The organism is Crenobacter sp. CS_VA4 (assembly GCF_055597485.1).
Genome location: NZ_JBVMAE010000028.1, coordinates 1 through 19,109, shown reverse-complemented (window position 1 = coordinate 19,109; position 19,109 = coordinate 1). Strand labels below are relative to the sequence as shown.

Here is a 19,109-nt window from a genome sequence, read left to right as displayed (position 1 = left end):
AGATCATGAACTTTCGCCGAGGTCGCGGCCGCGACGAGCCGGAAATCAACTTCATCCCATTGATCGATGTGCTGCTGGTGATCCTGATCTTCCTGATGGTCACCACCACCTATTCGCGCTTCTCGGAGATGCAGATCAACCTGCCGACAGCGTCGGCCGAGGCGCCGCAGGCGAAGACCACCCAGATCAACGTCGCGCTGGCCGCCGACGGCCGGCTTGCGATCGGTAACAAGAAACTGCCGGACGGCCAACGCGCCACCGTGGTGGCGGCGCTGAAGCAGGCGTCTAACGGCAAGCCGTCGCCGGTGGTGGTGATCAACGCCGACGGCAAGGCCACCCACCAGTCGGTGGTCAGCGTGATGGAGGCGGCGCGCGAGGTCGGGCTGACCCAGCTGACCTTCGCCACCCAGATGGAGACGCCGTGAGCGGCCGGATAGAACGCCACTGGTATCGCCCGAAACCCTGGCTCACAGCCCTGCTGGCCCCGCTGGCAGGGCTGTTTGCGCTGCTCGCCGCGCTGCGTCGCAGCCTGTTCCGGTTCGGCGTGCTCAAGTCGCGCAAGGTGGCGCGGCCGCTGGTGGTGATCGGCAACATCAACGTCGGCGGGGTCGGCAAGACGCCGCTGACGCAGGCGCTGATCGCGCGCTTTGTCGAGGAGGGCGTCAGGGTCGGCGTGGTCAGCCGCGGCTACGGCGGCAACCATGTTCGGCCCACCCTGGTGCGGCCCGACAGCAGCCCGGCCGAGGTCGGCGACGAGCCCTTGCTGATCGCCGCCTGCGGCGCGCCGGTGATGGTCGGCCGCGACCGGGTCGCGGCGGCCGAGGCGCTGATCGCCGCGCATCCGGAGCTCGACCTGATCCTGTCCGACGACGGCCTGCAGCACTACCGGCTGGCGCGCGACCTGGAGGTGGTGGTGCTCGACGGCGCGCGCGGCTTCGGCAACGGCTGCCTGCTGCCGAACGGGCCGCTGCGCGAGTCGCCGGCCAGGCTGCGCCGCGCCGACGCGCTGGTGATCAATGGCGCCGGCTGTCAAAGCTTGGCCGAACGGCTGCCGGCGGGCTTGCCGCGGTTCGCGATGCGCCTCGCGCCGGAGCGCTTCGTGTCGCTGGCCGACCCGGCTGCCACTCGCCGGGCCGCCGAGTTTGCCGGCGAGAGGGTCGTCGCGCTGGCCGGCATCGGCCACCCGGAGCGGTTCTTCGCCACCCTGGCTTCGCTCGGCGTCGAGCCGGCGCGCACCTTGGCGTTTCCCGACCACCATGCGTTCGGCCAACAGGACATCCCGCAGGACGCCGACGCGGTGCTGGTGACCGCCAAGGATGCGGTCAAGTTGCGCTCGGTCAATCATGCTAAACTCTGGGTCCTGCCGGTTACCGCGCGTGTTGAGCCGGACCTTGCCGGCTGGATCCTCCGCACACTGAAGATTCCCCATGGACGCTAAATTTCTCGACATCCTCGTTTGCCCGATCTGCAAGGGCCCGCTGGTCTACGACAAACCGAAGCAGGAACTGATCTGCAAGGGCGACCGTCTGGCCTTCCCGATCCGCGACGGCATTCCGATGATGCTGGAGGGCGAAGCGCGCGAGCTCGCTCCCGAGGAAGAGGTGAAATGACCGGTTTTTCGGTGGTGATCCCGGCGCGGCTGGCGTCGACCCGCCTGCCGGGCAAGCCGTTGGCCGACCTCGCCGGCAAGCCGATGGTGGTGCGGGTGGCCGAGCAGGCCGCCAAGAGCGCCGCCCGCCGCGTGGTGGTCGCCACCGATCATGAAGACATCCTGGCCGCCTGCACCGCGCACGGCGTCGAGGCGGTGCTGACCCGCGCCGACCATGCCAGCGGTACCGACCGCTTGGCCGAAGTGGCCGAGAAACTCGCGTTGCACAACGACGAGATCGTCGTCAATGTGCAGGGCGACGAGCCTTTGATCGACCCGGCGCTGATCGACCGGGTGGCGCAACTGCTCGCCGACAGCGCCGCACCGATGGCGACCGCCGCGCACCCGATCGGCGACGCGAAAGAATTCTTCAATCCGAACGTGGTGAAGGTGGTGTGCGACGCCGCCGGCCACGCGCTGTATTTCAGCCGGGCGCCGCTACCGTGGGCCCGCGACGCGTTTGCCCACGACGCGAACGTGCTGCCGCCCGATCTACCCGCGTTGCGGCACATCGGTCTGTACGCCTACCGGGCCGGCTTCCTGTCGACCTATGCCCGGCTCGCCCCCGCGCCGCTCGAACAGTTTGAGGCGCTCGAGCAGCTGCGCGTGCTGTGGCACGGCCACGCGATCGCGGTGGCGCAGGTCGCCGAAGCGCCGGCCGCCGGCGTCGATACCCCGGAAGACCTCGACCGGGTGCGCGCCGTGCTGGCCGCGCGCCCGCTCTGAAAATAACGATACACACCCATCCTGCTATCTGGAGCAACGTTCATGAAATTGATCCTGTTGGGCGCACCGGGCGCCGGTAAAGGCACCCAGGCCACCTTTATCAAGGAAAAATATGGCATCCCGCAAATCTCCACCGGCGACATGCTGCGCGCCGCGGTGAAGGCCGGCACGCCGCTGGGCCTGGAAGCCAAGGCGATCATGGACGCCGGCGGCCTGGTTCGCGACGACATCATCATCGGCCTGGTGAAGGAACGCATCGCCGAGGCCGACTGTGCCAACGGTTTCCTGTTCGACGGCTTCCCGCGCACCATCCCGCAGGCCGAGGCGATGAAGGAAGCCGGCGTGACCATCGACTACGTGGTCGAGATCGACGTGCCGGACGAGGCGATCATCGATCGCATGTCGGGCCGCCGCGCCCACCTGCCGTCGGGCCGCACCTACCACGTCAAGTACAACCCGCCGAAGGTGGAAGGCCGTGACGACGTCACCGGCGAGGAGCTGGTGCAGCGCGACGACGACAAGGAAGAGACCGTCAAGAAGCGTCTGGACGTCTATCACGAGCAGACCGAAGTGCTGGTTGGCTACTACGCCCGCCAGGCCGAAGCCGGCGATGCCACCGCACCGAAGTACGTGAAGGTGAACGGCACGCAGGCTGTTGAAACCGTGCGCGACCAGGTGTTCGCGACGCTGGAAGTCTAAGCGTTCGGCCAAGCTTGCAGTCAAAAGGGCGGGAGCGATCCCGCCCTTTTTGCGTTTATGAGTGTCTAACAAAACCCTCCCGGCGTTGTTGCCCGGCCTTGCCGTACTACTTGTACTGTCTGCGGCCGGGCGCCTAGCCGGGACCGTTGCACTGGGTTTTGTTAGTCGCTCTAAAGCGCGAGACCGGCGGCACATTTGATGCGTCACAAAATCGATACAGATTGGCGCTGCCTGCGATGCGGCAGCGGAGTAAAGTAGCGCATTCGCATCGAATATCCGGCCGACTGGTACCGGGCTTGCCGGGTCCTTGCGCCGCCATTTTTCATGGCGGCGTCACGACGGGAACCATGACCCGTTGCCGCGGGCCTACCCGGTCAGGAACAACGCATCCGCCCGACGCTGCGACGCCGGTGCGGCAAGGAGAACAATATGTATTACGGCGAACGCTTCAACGGCGTGTCGCATCTGCTCGGCGCGGTGCTGTCGGTGGTGGCGCTGGTGGCTTTGATCTGGTCGGCCAGCGTGCAGGGCGACCCGTGGAAGATCGTCAGCTTCACGCTGTACGGCACGACCCTGGTGGCGCTGTATCTGATCTCGACGCTGTACCACAGCGTCAAGGGCCGCGCGAAGGCGGTGCTGCAGAAGTTCGACCACTCGGCGATCTACCTGCTGATCGCCGGCAGCTACACGCCGTACTGCCTGGTGACGCTGCGCGGCCCGTGGGGCTGGACGCTGTTCGGCATCTCGTGGGGCTTGGCGCTGTTCGGCATCGTCCAGGAGGTGACGCTGGGCCGGCGCACCCGGGTGCTGTCGATGATCCTGTACGTGATGATGGGCTGGCTGGTGCTGGTGGCGATCAAGCCGCTGGTCGCGTCGTTGTCGACGCCGGGCCTGATGTGGCTGGCCGCCGGCGGCATCATCTACAGCATCGGCATCTACTGGTTCCTCAACGACGAGAAGATCCGCCACGGCCACGGCATCTGGCATCTGTTCGTGCTGGGCGGCAGTCTGTGTCAGTTCGTCAGCGTGTTCTGGTTCGTGTGACGGTCTGAACTTGCCAAGCAAAACGGCGCCTCGCGGGGCGCCGTTGTCGTTTCCGGGCCAGCCGAGATCTCAGCGCGGCCGCACCAGTACCGCCCGGCCGAACGGCAGCTTCTGCAACAGCAGGCCACCGAGGATCAGCGCCAGTCCCGTCAATGTCGATGGGTAGATCGGTTCGCCGATGATCAGGTGGATCAGCAGCAGCGACAGGATCGGCGACAGGAAGATCAGGTTGGCGATCCGGGCAGTGCTGTCGGTCAGCTTCATCGCGGTCAGCCACAGCACGAAGGTGAAGCCCATCTCCAGCGCGCCGACATAGGCGGCACCGGCGAGGCCCTGCCAGGCGACCGGACGCAGTTCGCCGGTGAGCGCACACCAGATCACGATCAGCGGCAGTGCGAAGCTGAAGTTCTGCGCCAGCGCCAGTACCGGCTCGCGGGTGTCGCGGGTGTTGAAGATCCAGTAGCCGGCCCACAGCACGGTCGAGCCGAGCGCGAACAGCACCCCGCTCAGGTTGGAGAACGACAGGCCGAGCAGATCGCCGCGGGTGCCGATCACCAGTACCCCCAGATAGCAGACCAGCGCCGCCAGCGCGTCGCGCACCGTCAGCGACTGGTGCAGCAGCGGCACCGCCAGCAGCGTCATCGTCAGCGCCCAGGTGTAATTGATCGCCTGCGCCTCTTGCGCCGGCAGCAGCGAATACGCCTGGAACAAGATCAGGTAGTAGACGAAGGGGTTGATCGCGCCGAGCGTCAGCGAGCGGCGCCAGTGGGTGGTAAGGCTGGCGGCATAGTCGCCGAGCCGGCGCTGGCCGGCCAGGATCGCCAGCAGCGATATGAGCGAGGCGGTGCAGGCGTACAGCACCAGCTGCGCCGGGCTCATGTGCTGCAGGCTGATCTTGAACGCGGTGGCCACGGTCGACCAGGCAAGCACGGCGGCAAGACCGAAGGCAAAGGCGCGGGATTGGCGCGTCACGGACAGACTCCAGCGGAAAAGGGAGCGGCTATTCTAGCGGCCGGCGCCGGGGATGACGACAGATTGGCGATTGGAGTCAATCGAACGGCTGGATAAAAAGCGCCACGACCCGGTAGGGAAGCCCGGTCGTGGCGGAACGCGTCAGTCAATACGCGAAGAGAGAGGCTGCAACTAGGTGATGTAAGTTTGGCTCAGTCGTCCCAGCCGTGATGATCCCAGTCGTGGTGATGCCAGTGATGCCGGTGATGCCAGCCGCGGTGGTCCCAGCCACGGTGCTCACCCCAGTCGTGATCGTCGTCGTCCCAGCCGCGGTCGCCGGCCCAGTAGCGGCCATCATCCCCGCGGTCGTAGCGGTAGTAACGGCGGTCGTAATCGTGACCGATTGCCGCGCCGGTGGCACCGCCGAGTGCACCCCCGAGGATTGCACCGTCACGCCCGCCGACCGATTCGCCGATCGCCGCGCCGGCCGCACCGCCCAGTGCGCCGCCCAACAGCGTCGAACCGTCGGCGAATGCCGAACCGGCCAGGCTCAGCAGCAGGGCGCCGGTTAGCAGTAGCTGTCGTTTCATGATGGCCTCCTCGGTGGTCTTGTTTGATGACTTCATGCTAGCCCGCCGCCGCCGTCACAGTTGTAAAGAACTGTTAGCAAATATTGGCCGCGGTTCCACTTGTATCGACCCGTGCTGTCCGGTGCGGATACCGCTCGCGAACGTTGGCCGAACGCCCAATGCAACGCCCCGGCGTGCACTGGGCAGGCCGGGGCGGGGAAGGGGAAGGACGCTTAGTCGCGGTAGTAGCGACGTTTGTACTTCTTGGAATGCTTGTGATACTTGCGGGCTTCCTTGTCGCGGTCGTAATCGTTACCGATCGCCGCGCCACCGGCACCGCCGAGCGCGCCGCCGATGATCGCACCGCTGCGACCGCCGACCGATTCGCCGACCGCGGCCCCGGCACCGCCGCCAAGCGCGCCACCGAGGATAGTTCCGGTGCCGGCGTGCGTCAGGCCCGACAGGGTGAAGGCCAACGCGGCCGGCAGCAGGATGTGGCGTTTCATGATGACGTAACTCCTTGTTATTGTTGAATCGCGACGCCATCCTAACCCGGATGCCGGTGACGGTCTGTGAGGAAGTGTTCGCAAATGTTGATAATGGTCGGGAATCTCGCTCGAAACGCGGGGATCACCGAGTTGGGTGCCGTGCGGTGTCCCGGCTCGTCGTGTCGTCTGGAGCACGGCCAGGCTAACGGCGCTCGGCAAGCCGTCGTCGATCGAGGAGGATCGCGAGCGCCGTCGGCAATGAAAAACCGCCACGCCTTGTCGACGGGGGCGACAGGGCGTGGCGGTGGGGATGGGCTTTAAGCGCCGTTTCAGTCGTCGTTGTTGTCGTCGTTGTTGTCGTCGTGGTGGTGGCGGTGGTGCCAGCCGCGATGATAGCCGTGGTCACGGTAGTAGACGGGGCGGTCGACGTAGCGGACTTCTTCTTGGCGGCGGCCGTAGTCGTGGCCGATCGCCGCGCCGGCACCGCCGCCGAGCGCGCCGCCGAGGATGGCACCGTCCCGTCCGCCGACCGACTCGCCGATCGCGGAGCCGGCCGCGCCGCCGAGTGCGCCGCCGAGGATGGTCGAACCACCGGCGTAAGCCGAACCGGCCAGTGTCAGCAGCAGCGCTGCCGGAATCAGAAAGAGGCGCTTCTTCATGGGGCTTCTCAGTTGTTGTGTGTTGTAGCCATCCTAGCGCGTGGCAAGCGTCATAGTTGTAAAGAAGTGTTAGGAACTGTTAAGCCGGTGTAAGTGACTGTGCCGTCAGTAGCCGGTTCAGCGCCCGGCTCAGGTAGGGCAGCGTTGCCGAGGCGGTGAGGCCGAGCGGGCCGTCCTGTTCGGCGGTGTAGGCGTCGCCGGCCAGGCCGTGCGCGCGTACCGCCAGCGCGGCGGCGTCGAACGGGGTCATGCCCTGCGCCAGCAAGGCGGCCACTGCGCCGGACAGCACATCGCCCTGGCCGGCCACCGCCAGCGCCGGCCCGCCGCTGACGTTGACGCGAAAGAAGCCGTCCGGTCGGGCGACGACGCTACCGGCGCCCTTCAGCACCACGATGGCATCGAAGCGGGCGGCCAGCGTGCGGGCGGCGGTGATGCGGTCGCATTGGATGTCGGCAGTGTTGCGGCCGAGCAGCCGGGCCGCCTCGGCCGGGTGCGGGGTCAGCACCTTGGCGGCCGGGCTTTCGGCCAACCGTTGCGCCAGCAGCGGATCGGCCGCGATCAGGTTGAGCGCGTCGGCGTCGATCACCTTGGCGCTGGGCTGCTCCAACAGCGCGCGCAGCCAGTGGCGCGCCTTGCCGCTCTGCCCGAGGCCGGGGCCGATCGCCACCACGCCGACGTTCGGCTGCAGCGCCTGCATCGGCGGCGCGACCATCAGTTCCGGCGTGACCGGATCGACCGGCAGCCTCGTGTCGAGCGCACACAGGTAGACCTTGCCGGCGCCGCCGGCGAGCGCGGCCCGGCTGGCCAACAGCGGCGCGCCGAGCATGCCCGGCGCGCCGCCGACCACCGCCACCGTGCCGTTGCTGCCCTTGTGGCTGTTGGCCGGCCGGGCCAGCGCGTGCGCATCGATCCGGTTGAGTTCGCCGTCCGGCGCCGGCAGCAGCGCCGCCGGCACGTCGAGCGCGGCGAGCGTCACTGCCCCGGCGTAGTCGGCGCCGTCGGAAGTATGGAGGCCCGGCTTGGCGCACAGGAAGGTCAGCGTCTGGCTGGCGCGGATCGCGCAACCGTGCACGTTGCCGGTCCAGCCGTCGAGGCCGGACGGGACGTCGAGTGCAAAGCGCGGGCAGGGCTGCGCGTTGAGCCGGGTTATCAGCGTCGCCCAGTCGTCGGAAAGCGGCCGCGACAGGCCGATGCCGAACAGGCCGTCGACCAGCGCGTCGGGCGGAGTGGCGGCGTCGAGCGTAGCGAGCTCGGTCAGGCCGAGCGAGCGACAGACCGCCAGCGCGTCCCGGGTCAACGCGCTAGTCGGTTCAGTCGGCATCAAGAGTTCGATCCGAGCGCCGCGTTCAGCCAGCCTGACCGCCAGCCACAGCGCATCGCCGCCGTTGTTGCCAGGACCGGCGGCGATCAACACCCGGCTGCGCGGCGCGAGCCGGGTGGCCAGCCAGTCGACGGCCGCCTGTGCGGCGCGCTGCATCAGCGCCAGGCCGGCGGCGTCGGCACGCCGTTCCAGCTCGCGTAAGTCATTCAGGCTATAGATCGGCTCGGCGGCGCTCATCTCATTCTCCCCAGCGTGGCAGCAGCTGGTGCTCGACGCCCAGCTGGTCGAGCAGGCGCGCGACGACGAAGTCGACCATGTCGGCGACGCTCTGCGGGTGGGTGTAGAAGCCCGGCGCCGGCGGCAGGATCACCACGCCGAGCCGGGCGAGCTTCAACATGTGCTCGAGGTGAATCGCCGACAGCGGCGTCTCGCGCGGCACCAGCACCAGTTTGCGCCCCTCCTTGATGCTGACGTCGGCGGCGCGCTCGATCAGGTTGTCCGAGGTGCCGAGCGCGATCGCCGCCAGCGTGCCCATCGAACACGGGCAGACCACCATCGCGTCGGCCGGGTTGGAGCCGGAAGCGACCGGCGCGAACCATTCCTCACGGCCGAACACCTTCAGCTGGCCATCGGCGGGCTGGTAGCGTTCGGCCAACCAGCGGGCGAACTCGGCCGGGCGCGACGGCAGCGTCAGGTCCATCTCCTGTTTGGCGACCACCTGCGCCGCCTGCGAATACAGCACCCAGACCCGGCGGCCGGCAGCGAGCAGGCAGTCGATCAGGCGCAGGCCGTAGGGCAGGCCGGAAGCGCCGGTCAGCGCCACGGTGACGGTATTAGTCGCTCGCATCGGGAGCCTCCATCAGTTTCTGGGCGATCCGGCCGTTGACGAGGCCGGTCACCAGCGCGGTCAGCGCAAAAATCGGGACGAAATAACGGATGCCGTCGGACGGGATCAGCAGCCAGCGCGCTAGCGCCAGCTGCCCGGCGATGTGGCAGAACGCCGCAACCAGGCTGGCGCCGAACCAGCGCGTCGGCCACGCGCGACCGGCGAGGCTTGCCCGCGGTGGCCGCTCGCGTCGGCCGAAAGCGCGAGGCGGTCATATGGGGCGTCGGGGGCGGTCAACGCGATGCCGACCGCATCAGCCAGTGGTGTGGATCATGCGTCGCGATGCAGCTGGCGGTGACGGATTAATACCTGCTCGTCGACAAACGCTTCGGCCAACTGCTCGGCGATGTAGACCGAGCGGTGCTGGCCGCCGGTGCAGCCGATCGCCACGGTCAGGTAGCTGCGGTTTTCCTGGCTGAACGCCGGCAGCCATTTGGCGATATGGCGCTGGATGTCGGCGACCATGATCGAGACCAGCGGCTCGCTCTCGAAATAGTCGATGATAGCCTGGTCCTGGCCGGTCAAGGGGCGCAGCACCGGGTCGTAATAGGGGTTGGGCAGGCAGCGCACGTCGAACACGAAGTCGGCGTCGAGCGGCACGCCGTGCTTGAAGCCGAACGATTCGAACAGCAAGGTCAGCCGGCTGGTGTCGGCGCCGACCAGTTGCTTGACGAAGCTGCGCAGCGCGTTGGCCGACAGCTCGCTGGTGTCGATGCGGTGGCCCAGCTCCTGGATGCCCTCGAGCAGGTCGCGCTCCAGGCAGATCGATTCTTCGACGGTGCGGCCCGGCGCCGACAGCGGGTGGCGGCGCCGGGTTTCGGAGAAGCGCTTGACCAGCGTCTCGGTCTTCGATTCGAGGAACAGCAGCCGGACGTCGACGCCGAGCTGGCGCAGTTCTTCCATCTTCTGCGGCAGCGCGCCGAGGCTCGGGCTGGAACGGGTGTCGACGCTGATCGCGATGCGGTCGTAGCCGAAGTCGCGGTACAGGTCCATCACGTCGCCGAGCATCGTCGCCGGCAGGTTGTCGACACAGTAGAAACCGGAGTCTTCCAGCATCTTCAGCGCCACCGACTTGCCCGAACCGGACAGCCCGCTAATCAGAATCAGGCGCATTTTCCTGGTCCCTGAGGAAGTTGGTGTGGCGCTCGATGAATTCGCGGGTGCTGTCGATGCCCCTGAGCTGCAGGATGTAGTTGCGCACCGCCGCCTCGACCAGCACGGCCAAGTTGCGGCCGGCCGCCACCGGCAGGATCACCTTGCGCACCTTCACGCCGAGGATGTCCTGCGTCTCCGACTGGATGTTGAGCCGGTCGAGCGCCTGCATCGCCTGGTCGTTGGCCTTGACCAGGTGGATGATCAGCTTCAGCACCTTCTTCGGCCGCACCGCGGTCTCGCCGAAGATGGTGCGGATGTTCAGGATGCCGAGGCCGCGCACCTCGAGGAAGTCGCGCAACAGCGGCGGGCAGCGGCCCTCGAGCATCTCCGGGCCGATGCGGTAGAACTCGACCGCGTCGTCGGCGACCATGCCGTGGCCGCGCGAGATCAGTTCGAGTGCCAGTTCGCTCTTGCCCATCGCCGAGTCGCCCATGATCAGCACGCCGATCTCGAGCACGTCGAGGAACACGCCGTGCAGCACCGTCGACACCGCCAGCGCGCGCGCCAGATAGATGCGCAGCACGTCCATCAGGTACGGGCTCTCGAGCCGCGAGGTCATCAGCGGCACGTTGTGCGTGTGACAGTAGTCACGCAAGAGCTTGGGGACGGTCTGGTTGTTGGCGACGATGACCACCGCCATTGTCTTGTGGAACAGCTGGTCGAGCGCGGTCTTGGCCGCCGACTGTTCGAGCCGGTTCAGGTAGTCCACTTCGGCCAGGCCGAGTACCTGGACGCGGTTCGGGTGAATGAAGTTGAGGTGGCCGACTAGCGCCAGGGTCGGGCGCTGGTCGACGTTGGCGATCTGGTTGTCGGCACCGCCGGTGCCCGCTACCCAGTTGAGGTCGAGCTTTTGCTGGTTTTCCTGGTAAAGCTTGCGTACCGTTATGCTGGGCATGGAGGGGTCATTCGCTGAGAAGACGGTGGATGGTAGGCAGATCGTTTTCGGTCAACAGGGTTTCGCGCAGGGTGCGGCTGGAGAAGCGCTGCGCCAGTTCCGAGAGCACCTGCAGGTGCAGGTCGGTCGCGGCCTCCGGCACCAAGAGCACGAACAGGCTCTGTACCGGCTTGCCGTCCGGCGCGTCGAACTGGATCGGTGCCTTCAACCGGATGAAGAAACCGGCCGCCTCCTTCAGGCCGCGGGCGCGGCCGTGCGGGATGGCGACGCCCTGGCCCAGCCCGGTCGAGCCGAGCTTCTCGCGGGCGAACAGGCAGTCGAACACCTCGCTGCGGGCGATGCCGTAGGCGTTCTCGACCAGCAGGCCTACTTGTTCGAACACCCGCTTCTTGCTCGCCACATCGAGGTCGAGGAGGATGTGGTCCTGGGTGAGGATTTTGCCGACTAGGCTCATGGCTTGTTACGCTGCGAATCACAAAAAACCGGCCAATTCTACGCCGAGGCAAGGCGGCTCGAAAGGGGCAGCCGGAAAAACAAAAACGGGAACCGCTGGTTCCCGTTTGCGTCAGGCGACGATCACAGCGTGCCTTCTTCGACCTGTGGCTGCGGGATAGGTGCCCGGCGTTGGTCCTGCTTTTCCTTGTGGCGCAGCACTTGGCGGTCGAGTTTGTCGACCAGCGCATCGATCGCGGCGTACATGTCCGAATCGGTGGCTTCGACATGGATGTCCTTGCCGGACAGATGTACGTTGACTTCGGCTTTCTGTATCAGTTTGTCGACAGAGAGGGTTACCGCTACATCGATCACGTTGTCTACGTGGCGGGTGACTCGATCCAGTTTGCTTTCGACATAGTCGCGTAGCGGCTGGGTAACTTCGAGGTGGAGACCGGTCAGTTTGAAGTTCATACCCTACTCCTTTTGGTGAAAACCGCCTGGCTTATCGTGCCTGGCAAGTGAGTGGTCCCTTATTGGATGGGTACAGCAGCGCTGGTTTTAAAGGGGCTACCTATAGTTTTTTGCGTTGGTTGACGGGCGGGATCTGCATCGCCTCGCGGTATTTGGCCACGGTGCGGCGGGCAACCTGTATGCCCAGCTTGGCCAGTTGGTCGGCGATGGTGCTGTCGGAGAGGGGGCGTTCGGCGTCTTCGCTGTCGATCATCTGGCGGATGCGCGCCTTGATCGCGGTGGCCGAGCACTCGCCGCCACCGTCGGTGTCGAGGGCACTGCCGAAGAAGTATTTGAGTTCGAATAAGCCGCGCGGACTCAGCAGATACTTCTGCGTAGTGACCCGGGACACGGTGGATTCGTGCAGTCCCAACTGGTCGGCGATGTCCCGCAAAATCAGCGGTCGCATCGCCACTTCGCCCTGTTCAAAGAACGCATGCTGCTGTTCGACAATAGCTTCCGACACTTTGAGAATAGTGTCAAATCGCTGTTGGATGTTCTTGATCAGCCACTTTGCCTCTTGCAGGCGGCCGGACAACTCGCCGGCGTTCTGGCGGCTCTCGGTGACGGTGCGAGCGTACATTGGGTTAATGTTGAGGCGCGGTACGGCATGCTGGTTCAGTTCGGCGAACCAGCGGCCCTTGCGCTTCCTGACGATCACGTCCGGGATCACGTAATGGGTCTCGCCCTCGCCGAAACCGGCGGCCGGGTGCGGGTTCAGTCGGCCGATCAGCGCCTGCGCGGCGCGCAGCGTGTCGTCGTCGGTGGCCAACAGTTTCTTCAGTTTGCCGAAGTCGCGGTTGCCGAGCAGCACCAGGTGGTTGCGCACGATCGCCTGGGCCAGCGCGTGGCCGGGCATGGCTGGGTCGAGGCGGGCCAGCTGCAGCGTCAGCGACTCCGACAGGTTGCCGGCGCCGACGCCGGCCGGGTCAAACTGGCGCAACAGCGCGAGGCCGACCGCCAGTTCGTCCTCGTCCACCTCCAGCTCGGCCGGCAGATTGGCCGCCAGCTCGTCGAGGCCGACGCTGAGGTAGCCGTCCTCGTCCAGCTCTTCGATCAGCAGCGTGACGATGGCGCGGTCGCGCTCCGGCAGCGACAGTTCGCCGAGCTGGGCGAGCAGGTGCTGGCGCAAGGTGACTGGGCAGGCCACGTTGAACAAGGGGTCGGGGTTGTCATCGTCGCCGTCGCGCGAACCGCCCTTGCCGCCGCCCCAGTCGGTCAGCTCGGCGCCGAGCGTGTCGCGCTCCTCGTTGCTGTTACTGCTCTCGTCGAAAGTCTGGTTGTCTTGCGTCGTATCGGCGGCATTGTCCGCCGGGCTGTCGCCGGTGGCCTGCATGTCGCCGCCGTGGTCGTCCGGCCGCTCCAGCAGCGGGTTGTCGAGCAGGAAGCGCTCGACCTCGGCCTGCAGGTCGAGGGTGGACAACTGCAGCAGTTTGATCGACTGCTGCAGTTGCGGGGTCAGCGTCAGTTGCTGCGCGACCTTCAGTTGCAAGGCTTGCTTCATGCCAACCGCCGTTTCCTCTCTTAGAGGTGGAAGTGTTCGCCCAGGTACACTTCGCGCACTCTTTCGTTGGTGACCAGCTCTTCGGGCAGTCCCGAGGCCAGCACCGCGCCTTCGCTGATGATGTAGGCGCGATCGCAGATGCGCAGCGTTTCGCGCACGTTGTGGTCGGTGATCAGTACGCCGATGCCGCGCTCGCGCAGGAAGGAAATGATCTTCTGGATGTCGATCACCGCGATCGGGTCGACGCCGGCGAACGGTTCGTCGAGCAGGATGAAGCGCGGTCGGGTGGCCAGCACCCGGGCGATCTCGACCCGGCGCCGTTCACCGCCGGACAGCGCCAGCGCGTTGCTTTCGCGCAGGTGGGCGACGTTCAGGTCGTCGAGCAGCAGGTTGAGCTCGTTTTCCAGCTGCTCGCCCTTCAGGCCGCTGATCTCGAGCACCGCGCGGATGTTGTCCTCGACCGTCATCTTGCGGAAGATCGACGCTTCCTGCGGCAGGTAGCCCAGGCCCATTCGAGCGCGCTGGTGGATCGGCAGGCTGGTGATGTTCCGGCCATCGAGGTGGATCACGCCGTCATCGGCGGCGATCAGGCCGACGATCATGTAGAAGCTGGTGGTCTTGCCGGCGCCGTTCGGGCCGAGCAGGCCGACCACTTCGCCGCTCTGGATGTCGAGCGACACGTCGCGCACGACGCTGCGCTTCTTGAAGCGCTTTTTCAGGTGGGCAACGGTGAGAACGCTATTGGTCATGGTTTGCTGCTGCCGGTCTTGCCGCCGCCGGTGGTCTGCGGCTGCAGGATGACGGTAACGCGGCCGCTGTTCGGACCGCTGGCGCTGCCGCCTTTCACCTCGTACTGTTCGCTGTCGGTGTTGTAGGTAATCACGTTGCCGACCACCAGATCCTCATTGCGCTTGACGCGGGCGTTGCCGGTGAGCACCGCCAGGTTGGTGATGGTGGTGTAGTCGAGGCGGCTGCCCTGGCCCTCGATCCACTCGTTCTTGCCTTCGACCTTCTGGCGGAAGGTGACCGGCTTGCCGAACGCCACCAGCGTCTGGTTGCCCTTGTCGTCGCGGGTGACGGTGACCTCGTTGGCGTTCACCTTCAGCGTGCCCTGAATCACCACCACATTGCCCTTCCAGACCGTGATGCCCTTGAGCTGGTCGAGCGTGCCGTTGTCGGCGGTGATCTGGATCGGCTTGTCGCGGTCGGCCTTTTCGGCGTGCGCGAACGAGGCCGCGAACGCAAGCGTGAGGCCCAGCGTGAGAAGTCGCTTACGGTTTGACATAAGTTGCCTTTGCTTGGGAATGGAGCGTGACGAGGCCCGCCTTCTGGTCATAACTGAAACCGACCGAATTCACCACCGACTGGCCGTAGTGCACGGTGACCGGCGTCGACGAGTGGGCCAGCCCCTTGCCCGTGTCGGCCCACAGCGCCGTGGTGACCATCGTGGTCTCAGGATCCTTGGCGGTGGCGGGCTTGAACAGGGTCGCCTTCTTGTCGTAGAACGCGATCTTGGTCTTGGTGTCGTAGCGACCGACCTCACCCTGTATCTGGTACTGCATCACGCCGTTTTCAAATACCTTGAGCCGTGGCGTCTCGAAGTACATCTCGTGCTTGTCCGGGTACTGCCACATCCGCGTCGCGGTCAGCCGGTCCTGCAGCAGCCCCTGCGGGCCGAAACGGGTGGCGGTGAAGTTCTCGGCGACGAACTCCGGCTTGTTCGGGTCGAGCTGCTGCTCGCTCGGCATCCAGCGCGACACCTGGTCGAGCCAGAAGGTCAACAGTGCCATCAGTCCGACCAGCGCGATCACGAAGGGGCGGTGGGAGCGGATCATGCGAGGTAGGACTCCATCGCCGCCTCGAAGGTGCCCTGCGCCTGCATGATCAGTTCGGTCAGTTCGCGCACCGCGCCGCGGCCGCCGGAGGCACCGGTGACGTAGTGGGCGTGCTGGCGCACCAGGCTCGGCGATTCGGGTACCGCGGCGGCCAGCGCGACGCGGCGCATCACCGGCAGATCGACCACGTCGTCGCCGATGTAGGCGCACTCGTCGACGCTGACGCCACTCTCATCCAACAGCTTGGCGAGCGCCTCGCGCTTGTCGTGAATGCCGGCGTAATAATAGTCGATGCCGAGGCCGCGCGCGCGGTGCGCGACGCCCGGTGCGTCACGGCCGGTGATGATCGCCAGCTTCACCCCGCTGGCCTGCAGCATTTTCAGCCCATGGCCGTCCAGGGTGTTGAACGCCTTGATTTCTTCACCGCTGGCGGTAATGAAGATGCTGCCGTCGGTGAGCACGCCGTCGACGTCCATGATCAGCAGCTTCACCCGGCGGGCAAGTTCGAGAAACGGTTTCATAGTGGCTTTCGGAAGGGGCGGGCGGTTCGGCCAGGCGGGCGCCACGGGCACCCGGCGGCGGCCTTACACCACGCCGGCTTTCAAGAGGTCGTGCATATTGAGCGCACCGACCAGCCGGTCGGTTTCGTCGAGCACCAAGAGGCCGTTGACCTTGTGTGCTTCCATCAGCTTGACCGCCTCGGCGGCGAGCCGGTCGGCGCGGATGGTGCGCGGCTTGGCGTGCATCACCGTGTCGATGCTCAGCCCCGACAGGTCGAGGGTGCGATCGAGGGTACGGCGCAGGTCGCCGTCGGTGAAGATGCCGGCGAGCGAACCGTCGGCGTTGACCACCGCGGTCATGCCGAGGCCCTTCTGCGTCATTTCCAACAGCGCGTCCTTCAGCGAGGCGCCGCTGTGGACCACCGGCAACGCCTGATCGCTGTGCATCACGTCGCGCACGTGCACCAGCAGGCGCCGGCCGAGGCTGCCGCCCGGGTGCGACAGCGCGAAGTCTTCGGCGCGGAACGCGCGGGCGTCGAGCAGCGTCACCGCCAGCGCGTCGCCGAGCGCCAGCGCCGCGGTGGTGCTGGCGGTCGGCGCGAGGCCGAGCGGGCAGGCTTCGCGTTCGACCCAGGCGTCCAGATGCACGTCCGCCTCGCGCGCCAGCGTAGAGTTGACGCGGCCGGTCATCGCGATCAGCAGCACGCCCTTGCGCTTCAGGGCCGGCAACAGTGCGATCACCTCGTCGCTCTCGCCCGAATTGGACAGCGCCAGCAGGATGTCACGGTCGGTGATCATGCCGAGGTCGCCGTGCGCGGCTTCGGCCGGGTGCACGAAGAACGACGGCGTGCCGGTCGAGGCGAGCGTGGCGGCGATCTTGCGCGCCACGTGGCCCGACTTGCCGATGCCGGTGACGACCAGCCGGCCGCGGCAGGCCAGCACCGCGTCGACGGCCCGGGTAAAGTCGCCGTTCAGGCGTTGGCCCATCGCGACGATCGCGTCGGCTTCGGTCTTGAGGACCTCGCGCGCCAGCGCCAGGCGCTTTTCGTTCACAGCGTTTTCCATAGGCGGTCAGTATATCAAGTTATACTCGGAACACGTTCGGCTGGTGTAACTTTTGCTTGAACACCGTTGGCCATCATTCCATTCCGAAAGTTCCGACCCCCCATGCATTCGCTCGCCCCGCTCGTGATCGTCCTTCTCGCTGCTGTGCTGGCCGTGACGCTGTGCCGCAGCCTGAAGGTGCCGCCGATGCTCGGGTATCTGGTGGTTGGTTTCCTGGCCGGCCCGGGGGTGATGAAGCTGGTGCCGGTCGGCGAGGAAACCACCTTGCTCGGCGAGATCGGCATCGTGTTCATGATGTTCTCGATCGGGCTGGAATTCTCGTTGCCCAAGCTCAAAGCGATGCGCCGGCTGGTGTTCGGTGTCGGCCTCGCGCAGGTGGTGGTGACGCTGCTGTTGGTGACCGGTGTGGCGATCGTGCTGACCGGCAGCCCGCTTGCCGGCTTCGCGGTCGGCGGCGCGCTGGCGATGTCGTCGACCGCGATCGTCAGCAAGCTGTTGGCCGAACGGTTGGAGCTGGCGCAGCCGCACGGCCAGCTGGCGATCGGCGTGCTGCTGTTCCAGGACATCGCGGTGGTGCCGCTGTTGATCCTGCTGCCGGCGTTTGCCGGCGGCAGCGCGACGATGTGGATGGACCTAGGACTCGCCGCCGTGAAGGTGGTGGTGGTGCTGGCGCTATTGCTGTCCTTCGGCCAACGGCTGCTGCGACCGTGGTTCCACCTGGTCGCGAACCAGCGCTCCGGCGAGCTGTTCATGATCAACGTGCTGTTGGTGACGCTCGGCGTGGCGTACCTGACCGAGCTGTCCGGGCTGAGCCTGGCGCTCGGCGCCTTCGTCGCCGGCATGCTGATCTCCGAGACCGAGTACCGCTACCAGGTGGAGGAGGACATCCGGCCGTTCCGCGACATCCTGCTCGGCTTCTTCTTCGTCACCGTCGGCATGAAGCTGCAGCTGTCGGTGCTGTTCGAGCGTTCGACCGACGTGTTGCTGCTGCTGGTGCTGCTGATCCCGGCCAAGCTCGCGATCGTGTTCGGGCTGGCGCGTGCCTTCGGCCACCGCAGCAGCGACGCGCTGCGCGGCGCGCTGGCGCTGGCGCAGGGCGGCGAATTCGGCTTCGTGCTGTTGTCGCTGTCCGGCAATCTGGGGCTGGTGTCGCCCAGCACCGAGCAGGCGGCGATCGCGGCGGTGCTGATCTCGATGCTGATCGCGCCGTTCCTGATCCAGTACGCCGAGGTGATCAGCCGCCGGCTGATCCGCCAGGACTGGATGCTGCAGTCGGTCGACCTGCACCAGGTGATGATCGAGAGCATGAGCAAGAACGAGCACGTGCTGATCTGCGGATACGGCCGCAGCGGCCAGGCGCTGGCGCGGCTGTTGGAGACCGAGGGCATCCCGTTCTTCGCGCTCGACATGGATCCGGCGCGGGTGCGCGAGGCGGGCGAGGCCGGTGATCCGGTGGTGTTCGGCGACGCCAGCCGCAAGGAGGTGCTGGTCGCCGCGGGCCTGGCGCGCGCCAAGACGGTGGTGATCACCTTTGCCGACACCCATATGGCGGTGCGCATCCTCGACGTGGTGCACGGCGAACGCCCGGATCTGCCGGTGATCGTGCGCACCGTCGACGACACCGACATCGACGCGCTGCGCCAGGCCGGCGCCGAGGAGGTAGTCGCCGAAGTGATGGAGGGCAGCCTGATGCTGGCCGCGCAGGCGTTGATGGTGGCCGGTGTGCCGCTCAGCCGGGTGTTGCGTCGCATCCGCACCGTGCGCGAGGAGCGCTACCAGCTGTTCAAGGGCTTCTTCCGCGGCCTGTCCGACGACGTCGAGGGCGTGGAGGAATTCCTATTGCCGCGGCTGTTGAGCGTGCAATTGCCGAACGGCGCGGCAGCGATCGGCCAGCCGCTCGGGGCGATCGGCTTGGGCGCCTACGGCGTGACGGTGAAGGCGATCCGCCGCCATAAGGTCCGCCGCACCGACTTCGACGACGGTTTCGAGCTGATGCCCAACGACGTGCTGGTGCTGCTCGGCCCGCCGGAACAGCTGGCGAAGGCCGAGTCGCGGCTGCTGGAAGGCTGAGGGCGCCAAGCTTGGCCGAACGCCGCTGGGAGCGATGAGCAAAAAAGCCGGGAGCGACAGCGTCCCGGCTTTTTTCGGCCAACCTTTCGGCCAACCTTTCGGCCAACCTTTCGGCCAACCTTTCGGCCAACCTTTCGGCCAACCTTTCG

24 protein-coding genes are annotated in these 19,109 nt (G+C 66.4%); 7 read left to right on the top strand and 17 right to left on the bottom strand.

All coding sequences use genetic code 11. From position 1 onward, the window contains the following. The first annotated feature begins 5 nt into the window (after window positions 1-5). From ACZ2IA_RS18930 to trhA, 6 genes are all read left to right on the top strand, one after another. Window positions 6-425 (top strand): ExbD/TolR family protein, encoded by a 420-nt coding sequence (locus ACZ2IA_RS18930; protein ID WP_470294152.1) that lies wholly within the window; start codon window positions 6-8, stop codon window positions 423-425. Further along, window positions 422-1,438, top strand: coding sequence for a tetraacyldisaccharide 4'-kinase (gene lpxK / locus ACZ2IA_RS18925; protein ID WP_470294151.1), 1,017 nt, complete (start codon window positions 422-424; stop codon window positions 1,436-1,438). The genes ACZ2IA_RS18930 and lpxK overlap by 4 nt, the downstream gene beginning before the upstream one ends. After that, window positions 1,428-1,610 (top strand): Trm112 family protein, encoded by a 183-nt coding sequence (locus tag ACZ2IA_RS18920; protein ID WP_470294150.1) that lies wholly within the window; start codon window positions 1,428-1,430, stop codon window positions 1,608-1,610. The genes lpxK and ACZ2IA_RS18920 overlap by 11 nt, the downstream gene beginning before the upstream one ends. Then, window positions 1,607-2,374, top strand: a complete 768-nt coding sequence (kdsB, locus tag ACZ2IA_RS18915; protein ID WP_470294149.1) for a 3-deoxy-manno-octulosonate cytidylyltransferase — start codon at window positions 1,607-1,609, stop codon at window positions 2,372-2,374. The genes ACZ2IA_RS18920 and kdsB overlap by 4 nt, the downstream gene beginning before the upstream one ends. 42 nt (window positions 2,375-2,416) lie before the next feature. Then, window positions 2,417-3,073, top strand: coding sequence for an adenylate kinase (gene adk / locus ACZ2IA_RS18910; protein ID WP_470294148.1), 657 nt, complete (start codon window positions 2,417-2,419; stop codon window positions 3,071-3,073). Between the two features lie 429 nt (window positions 3,074-3,502). Beyond that, complete coding sequence (trhA, locus tag ACZ2IA_RS18905; RefSeq protein ID WP_470294147.1) at window positions 3,503-4,117, top strand: PAQR family membrane homeostasis protein TrhA; 615 nt, start codon at window positions 3,503-3,505, stop codon at window positions 4,115-4,117. 69 nt (window positions 4,118-4,186) lie between these two features. Here trhA and ACZ2IA_RS18900 read toward each other — a convergent pair whose 3' ends face one another. The 17 genes from ACZ2IA_RS18900 to ACZ2IA_RS18820 form a co-directional block, all read right to left on the bottom strand. Further along, a complete protein-coding gene (locus ACZ2IA_RS18900) occupies window positions 4,187-5,089 on the bottom strand; it encodes a DMT family transporter (protein ID WP_470294146.1) in 903 nt (300 codons plus the stop codon). Window positions 5,090-5,280: 191 nt separating this feature from the next. Continuing rightward, window positions 5,281-5,658 (bottom strand): YMGG-like glycine zipper-containing protein, encoded by a 378-nt coding sequence (locus ACZ2IA_RS18895; RefSeq protein ID WP_470294145.1) that lies wholly within the window; start codon window positions 5,656-5,658, stop codon window positions 5,281-5,283. Window positions 5,659-5,870: 212 nt separating this feature from the next. Further along, a complete protein-coding gene (locus ACZ2IA_RS18890; RefSeq protein WP_470294144.1) occupies window positions 5,871-6,143 on the bottom strand; it encodes a YMGG-like glycine zipper-containing protein in 273 nt (90 codons plus the stop codon). A 311-nt stretch (window positions 6,144-6,454) separates the two neighbouring features. Further along, window positions 6,455-6,784 carry a YMGG-like glycine zipper-containing protein gene (locus ACZ2IA_RS18885; protein WP_470294143.1) on the bottom strand — a complete coding sequence of 110 codons (330 nt, stop codon included), beginning with the start codon at window positions 6,782-6,784 and terminating at the stop codon, window positions 6,455-6,457. Between the two features lie 79 nt (window positions 6,785-6,863). After that, window positions 6,864-8,342, bottom strand: a complete 1,479-nt coding sequence (locus ACZ2IA_RS18880) for an NAD(P)H-hydrate dehydratase (protein ID WP_470294142.1) — start codon at window positions 8,340-8,342, stop codon at window positions 6,864-6,866. Between the two features lies 1 nt (window position 8,343). Then, on the bottom strand, window positions 8,344-8,952 hold the full coding sequence (locus ACZ2IA_RS18875; RefSeq protein WP_470294141.1) for a flavin prenyltransferase UbiX: 609 nt from the start codon (window positions 8,950-8,952) through the stop codon (window positions 8,344-8,346). Next, a complete protein-coding gene (locus tag ACZ2IA_RS18870; RefSeq protein WP_470294173.1) occupies window positions 8,939-9,082 on the bottom strand; it encodes a hypothetical protein in 144 nt (47 codons plus the stop codon). Before ACZ2IA_RS18870 ends, ACZ2IA_RS18875 begins: the two co-directional genes overlap by 14 nt. A gap of 179 nt (window positions 9,083-9,261) precedes the next feature. After that, entirely contained in the window at window positions 9,262-10,104 is an 843-nt protein-coding gene (gene rapZ / locus ACZ2IA_RS18865; RefSeq protein ID WP_470294140.1) for an RNase adapter RapZ, read from the bottom strand. Further along, window positions 10,085-11,041, bottom strand: coding sequence for an HPr(Ser) kinase/phosphatase (hprK, locus tag ACZ2IA_RS18860; RefSeq protein ID WP_470294139.1), 957 nt, complete (start codon window positions 11,039-11,041; stop codon window positions 10,085-10,087). Before hprK ends, rapZ begins: the two co-directional genes overlap by 20 nt. Window positions 11,042-11,048: 7 nt before the next feature. Further along, window positions 11,049-11,495: a PTS IIA-like nitrogen regulatory protein PtsN gene (gene ptsN, locus ACZ2IA_RS18855; RefSeq protein WP_470294138.1), complete on the bottom strand. Its 447-nt coding sequence runs from the start codon at window positions 11,493-11,495 to the stop codon at window positions 11,049-11,051. Between the two features lie 122 nt (window positions 11,496-11,617). Beyond that, the gene (gene hpf / locus ACZ2IA_RS18850) at window positions 11,618-11,947 is read right to left on the bottom strand and encodes a ribosome hibernation-promoting factor, HPF/YfiA family (RefSeq protein ID WP_470294137.1); all 330 of its coding nucleotides are present in this window, start codon (window positions 11,945-11,947) and stop codon (window positions 11,618-11,620) included. Between the two features lie 100 nt (window positions 11,948-12,047). Then, the gene (locus ACZ2IA_RS18845; RefSeq protein ID WP_470294136.1) at window positions 12,048-13,490 is read right to left on the bottom strand and encodes an RNA polymerase factor sigma-54; all 1,443 of its coding nucleotides are present in this window, start codon (window positions 13,488-13,490) and stop codon (window positions 12,048-12,050) included. Window positions 13,491-13,510: 20 nt separating this feature from the next. Continuing rightward, complete coding sequence (lptB, locus tag ACZ2IA_RS18840; RefSeq protein WP_470294135.1) at window positions 13,511-14,239, bottom strand: LPS export ABC transporter ATP-binding protein; 729 nt, start codon at window positions 14,237-14,239, stop codon at window positions 13,511-13,513. Then, on the bottom strand, window positions 14,236-14,775 hold the full coding sequence (gene lptA, locus ACZ2IA_RS18835; RefSeq protein ID WP_470294134.1) for a lipopolysaccharide transport periplasmic protein LptA: 540 nt from the start codon (window positions 14,773-14,775) through the stop codon (window positions 14,236-14,238). Before lptA ends, lptB begins: the two co-directional genes overlap by 4 nt. Then, window positions 14,762-15,325 (bottom strand): LPS export ABC transporter periplasmic protein LptC, encoded by a 564-nt coding sequence (gene lptC / locus ACZ2IA_RS18830; RefSeq protein ID WP_470294133.1) that lies wholly within the window; start codon window positions 15,323-15,325, stop codon window positions 14,762-14,764. The genes lptA and lptC overlap by 14 nt, the downstream gene beginning before the upstream one ends. After that, window positions 15,322-15,846: a KdsC family phosphatase gene (locus ACZ2IA_RS18825; RefSeq protein WP_470294132.1), complete on the bottom strand. Its 525-nt coding sequence runs from the start codon at window positions 15,844-15,846 to the stop codon at window positions 15,322-15,324. Before ACZ2IA_RS18825 ends, lptC begins: the two co-directional genes overlap by 4 nt. 63 nt (window positions 15,847-15,909) lie before the next feature. Further along, complete coding sequence (locus ACZ2IA_RS18820; RefSeq protein WP_470294131.1) at window positions 15,910-16,890, bottom strand: KpsF/GutQ family sugar-phosphate isomerase; 981 nt, start codon at window positions 16,888-16,890, stop codon at window positions 15,910-15,912. Window positions 16,891-16,992: 102 nt separating this feature from the next. Here ACZ2IA_RS18820 and ACZ2IA_RS18815 point away from each other — a divergent pair, with 102 nt between their 5' ends. Beyond that, window positions 16,993-18,960, top strand: coding sequence for a monovalent cation:proton antiporter family protein (locus ACZ2IA_RS18815; protein WP_470294130.1), 1,968 nt, complete (start codon window positions 16,993-16,995; stop codon window positions 18,958-18,960). Window positions 18,961-19,109: the final 149 nt, after the last annotated feature.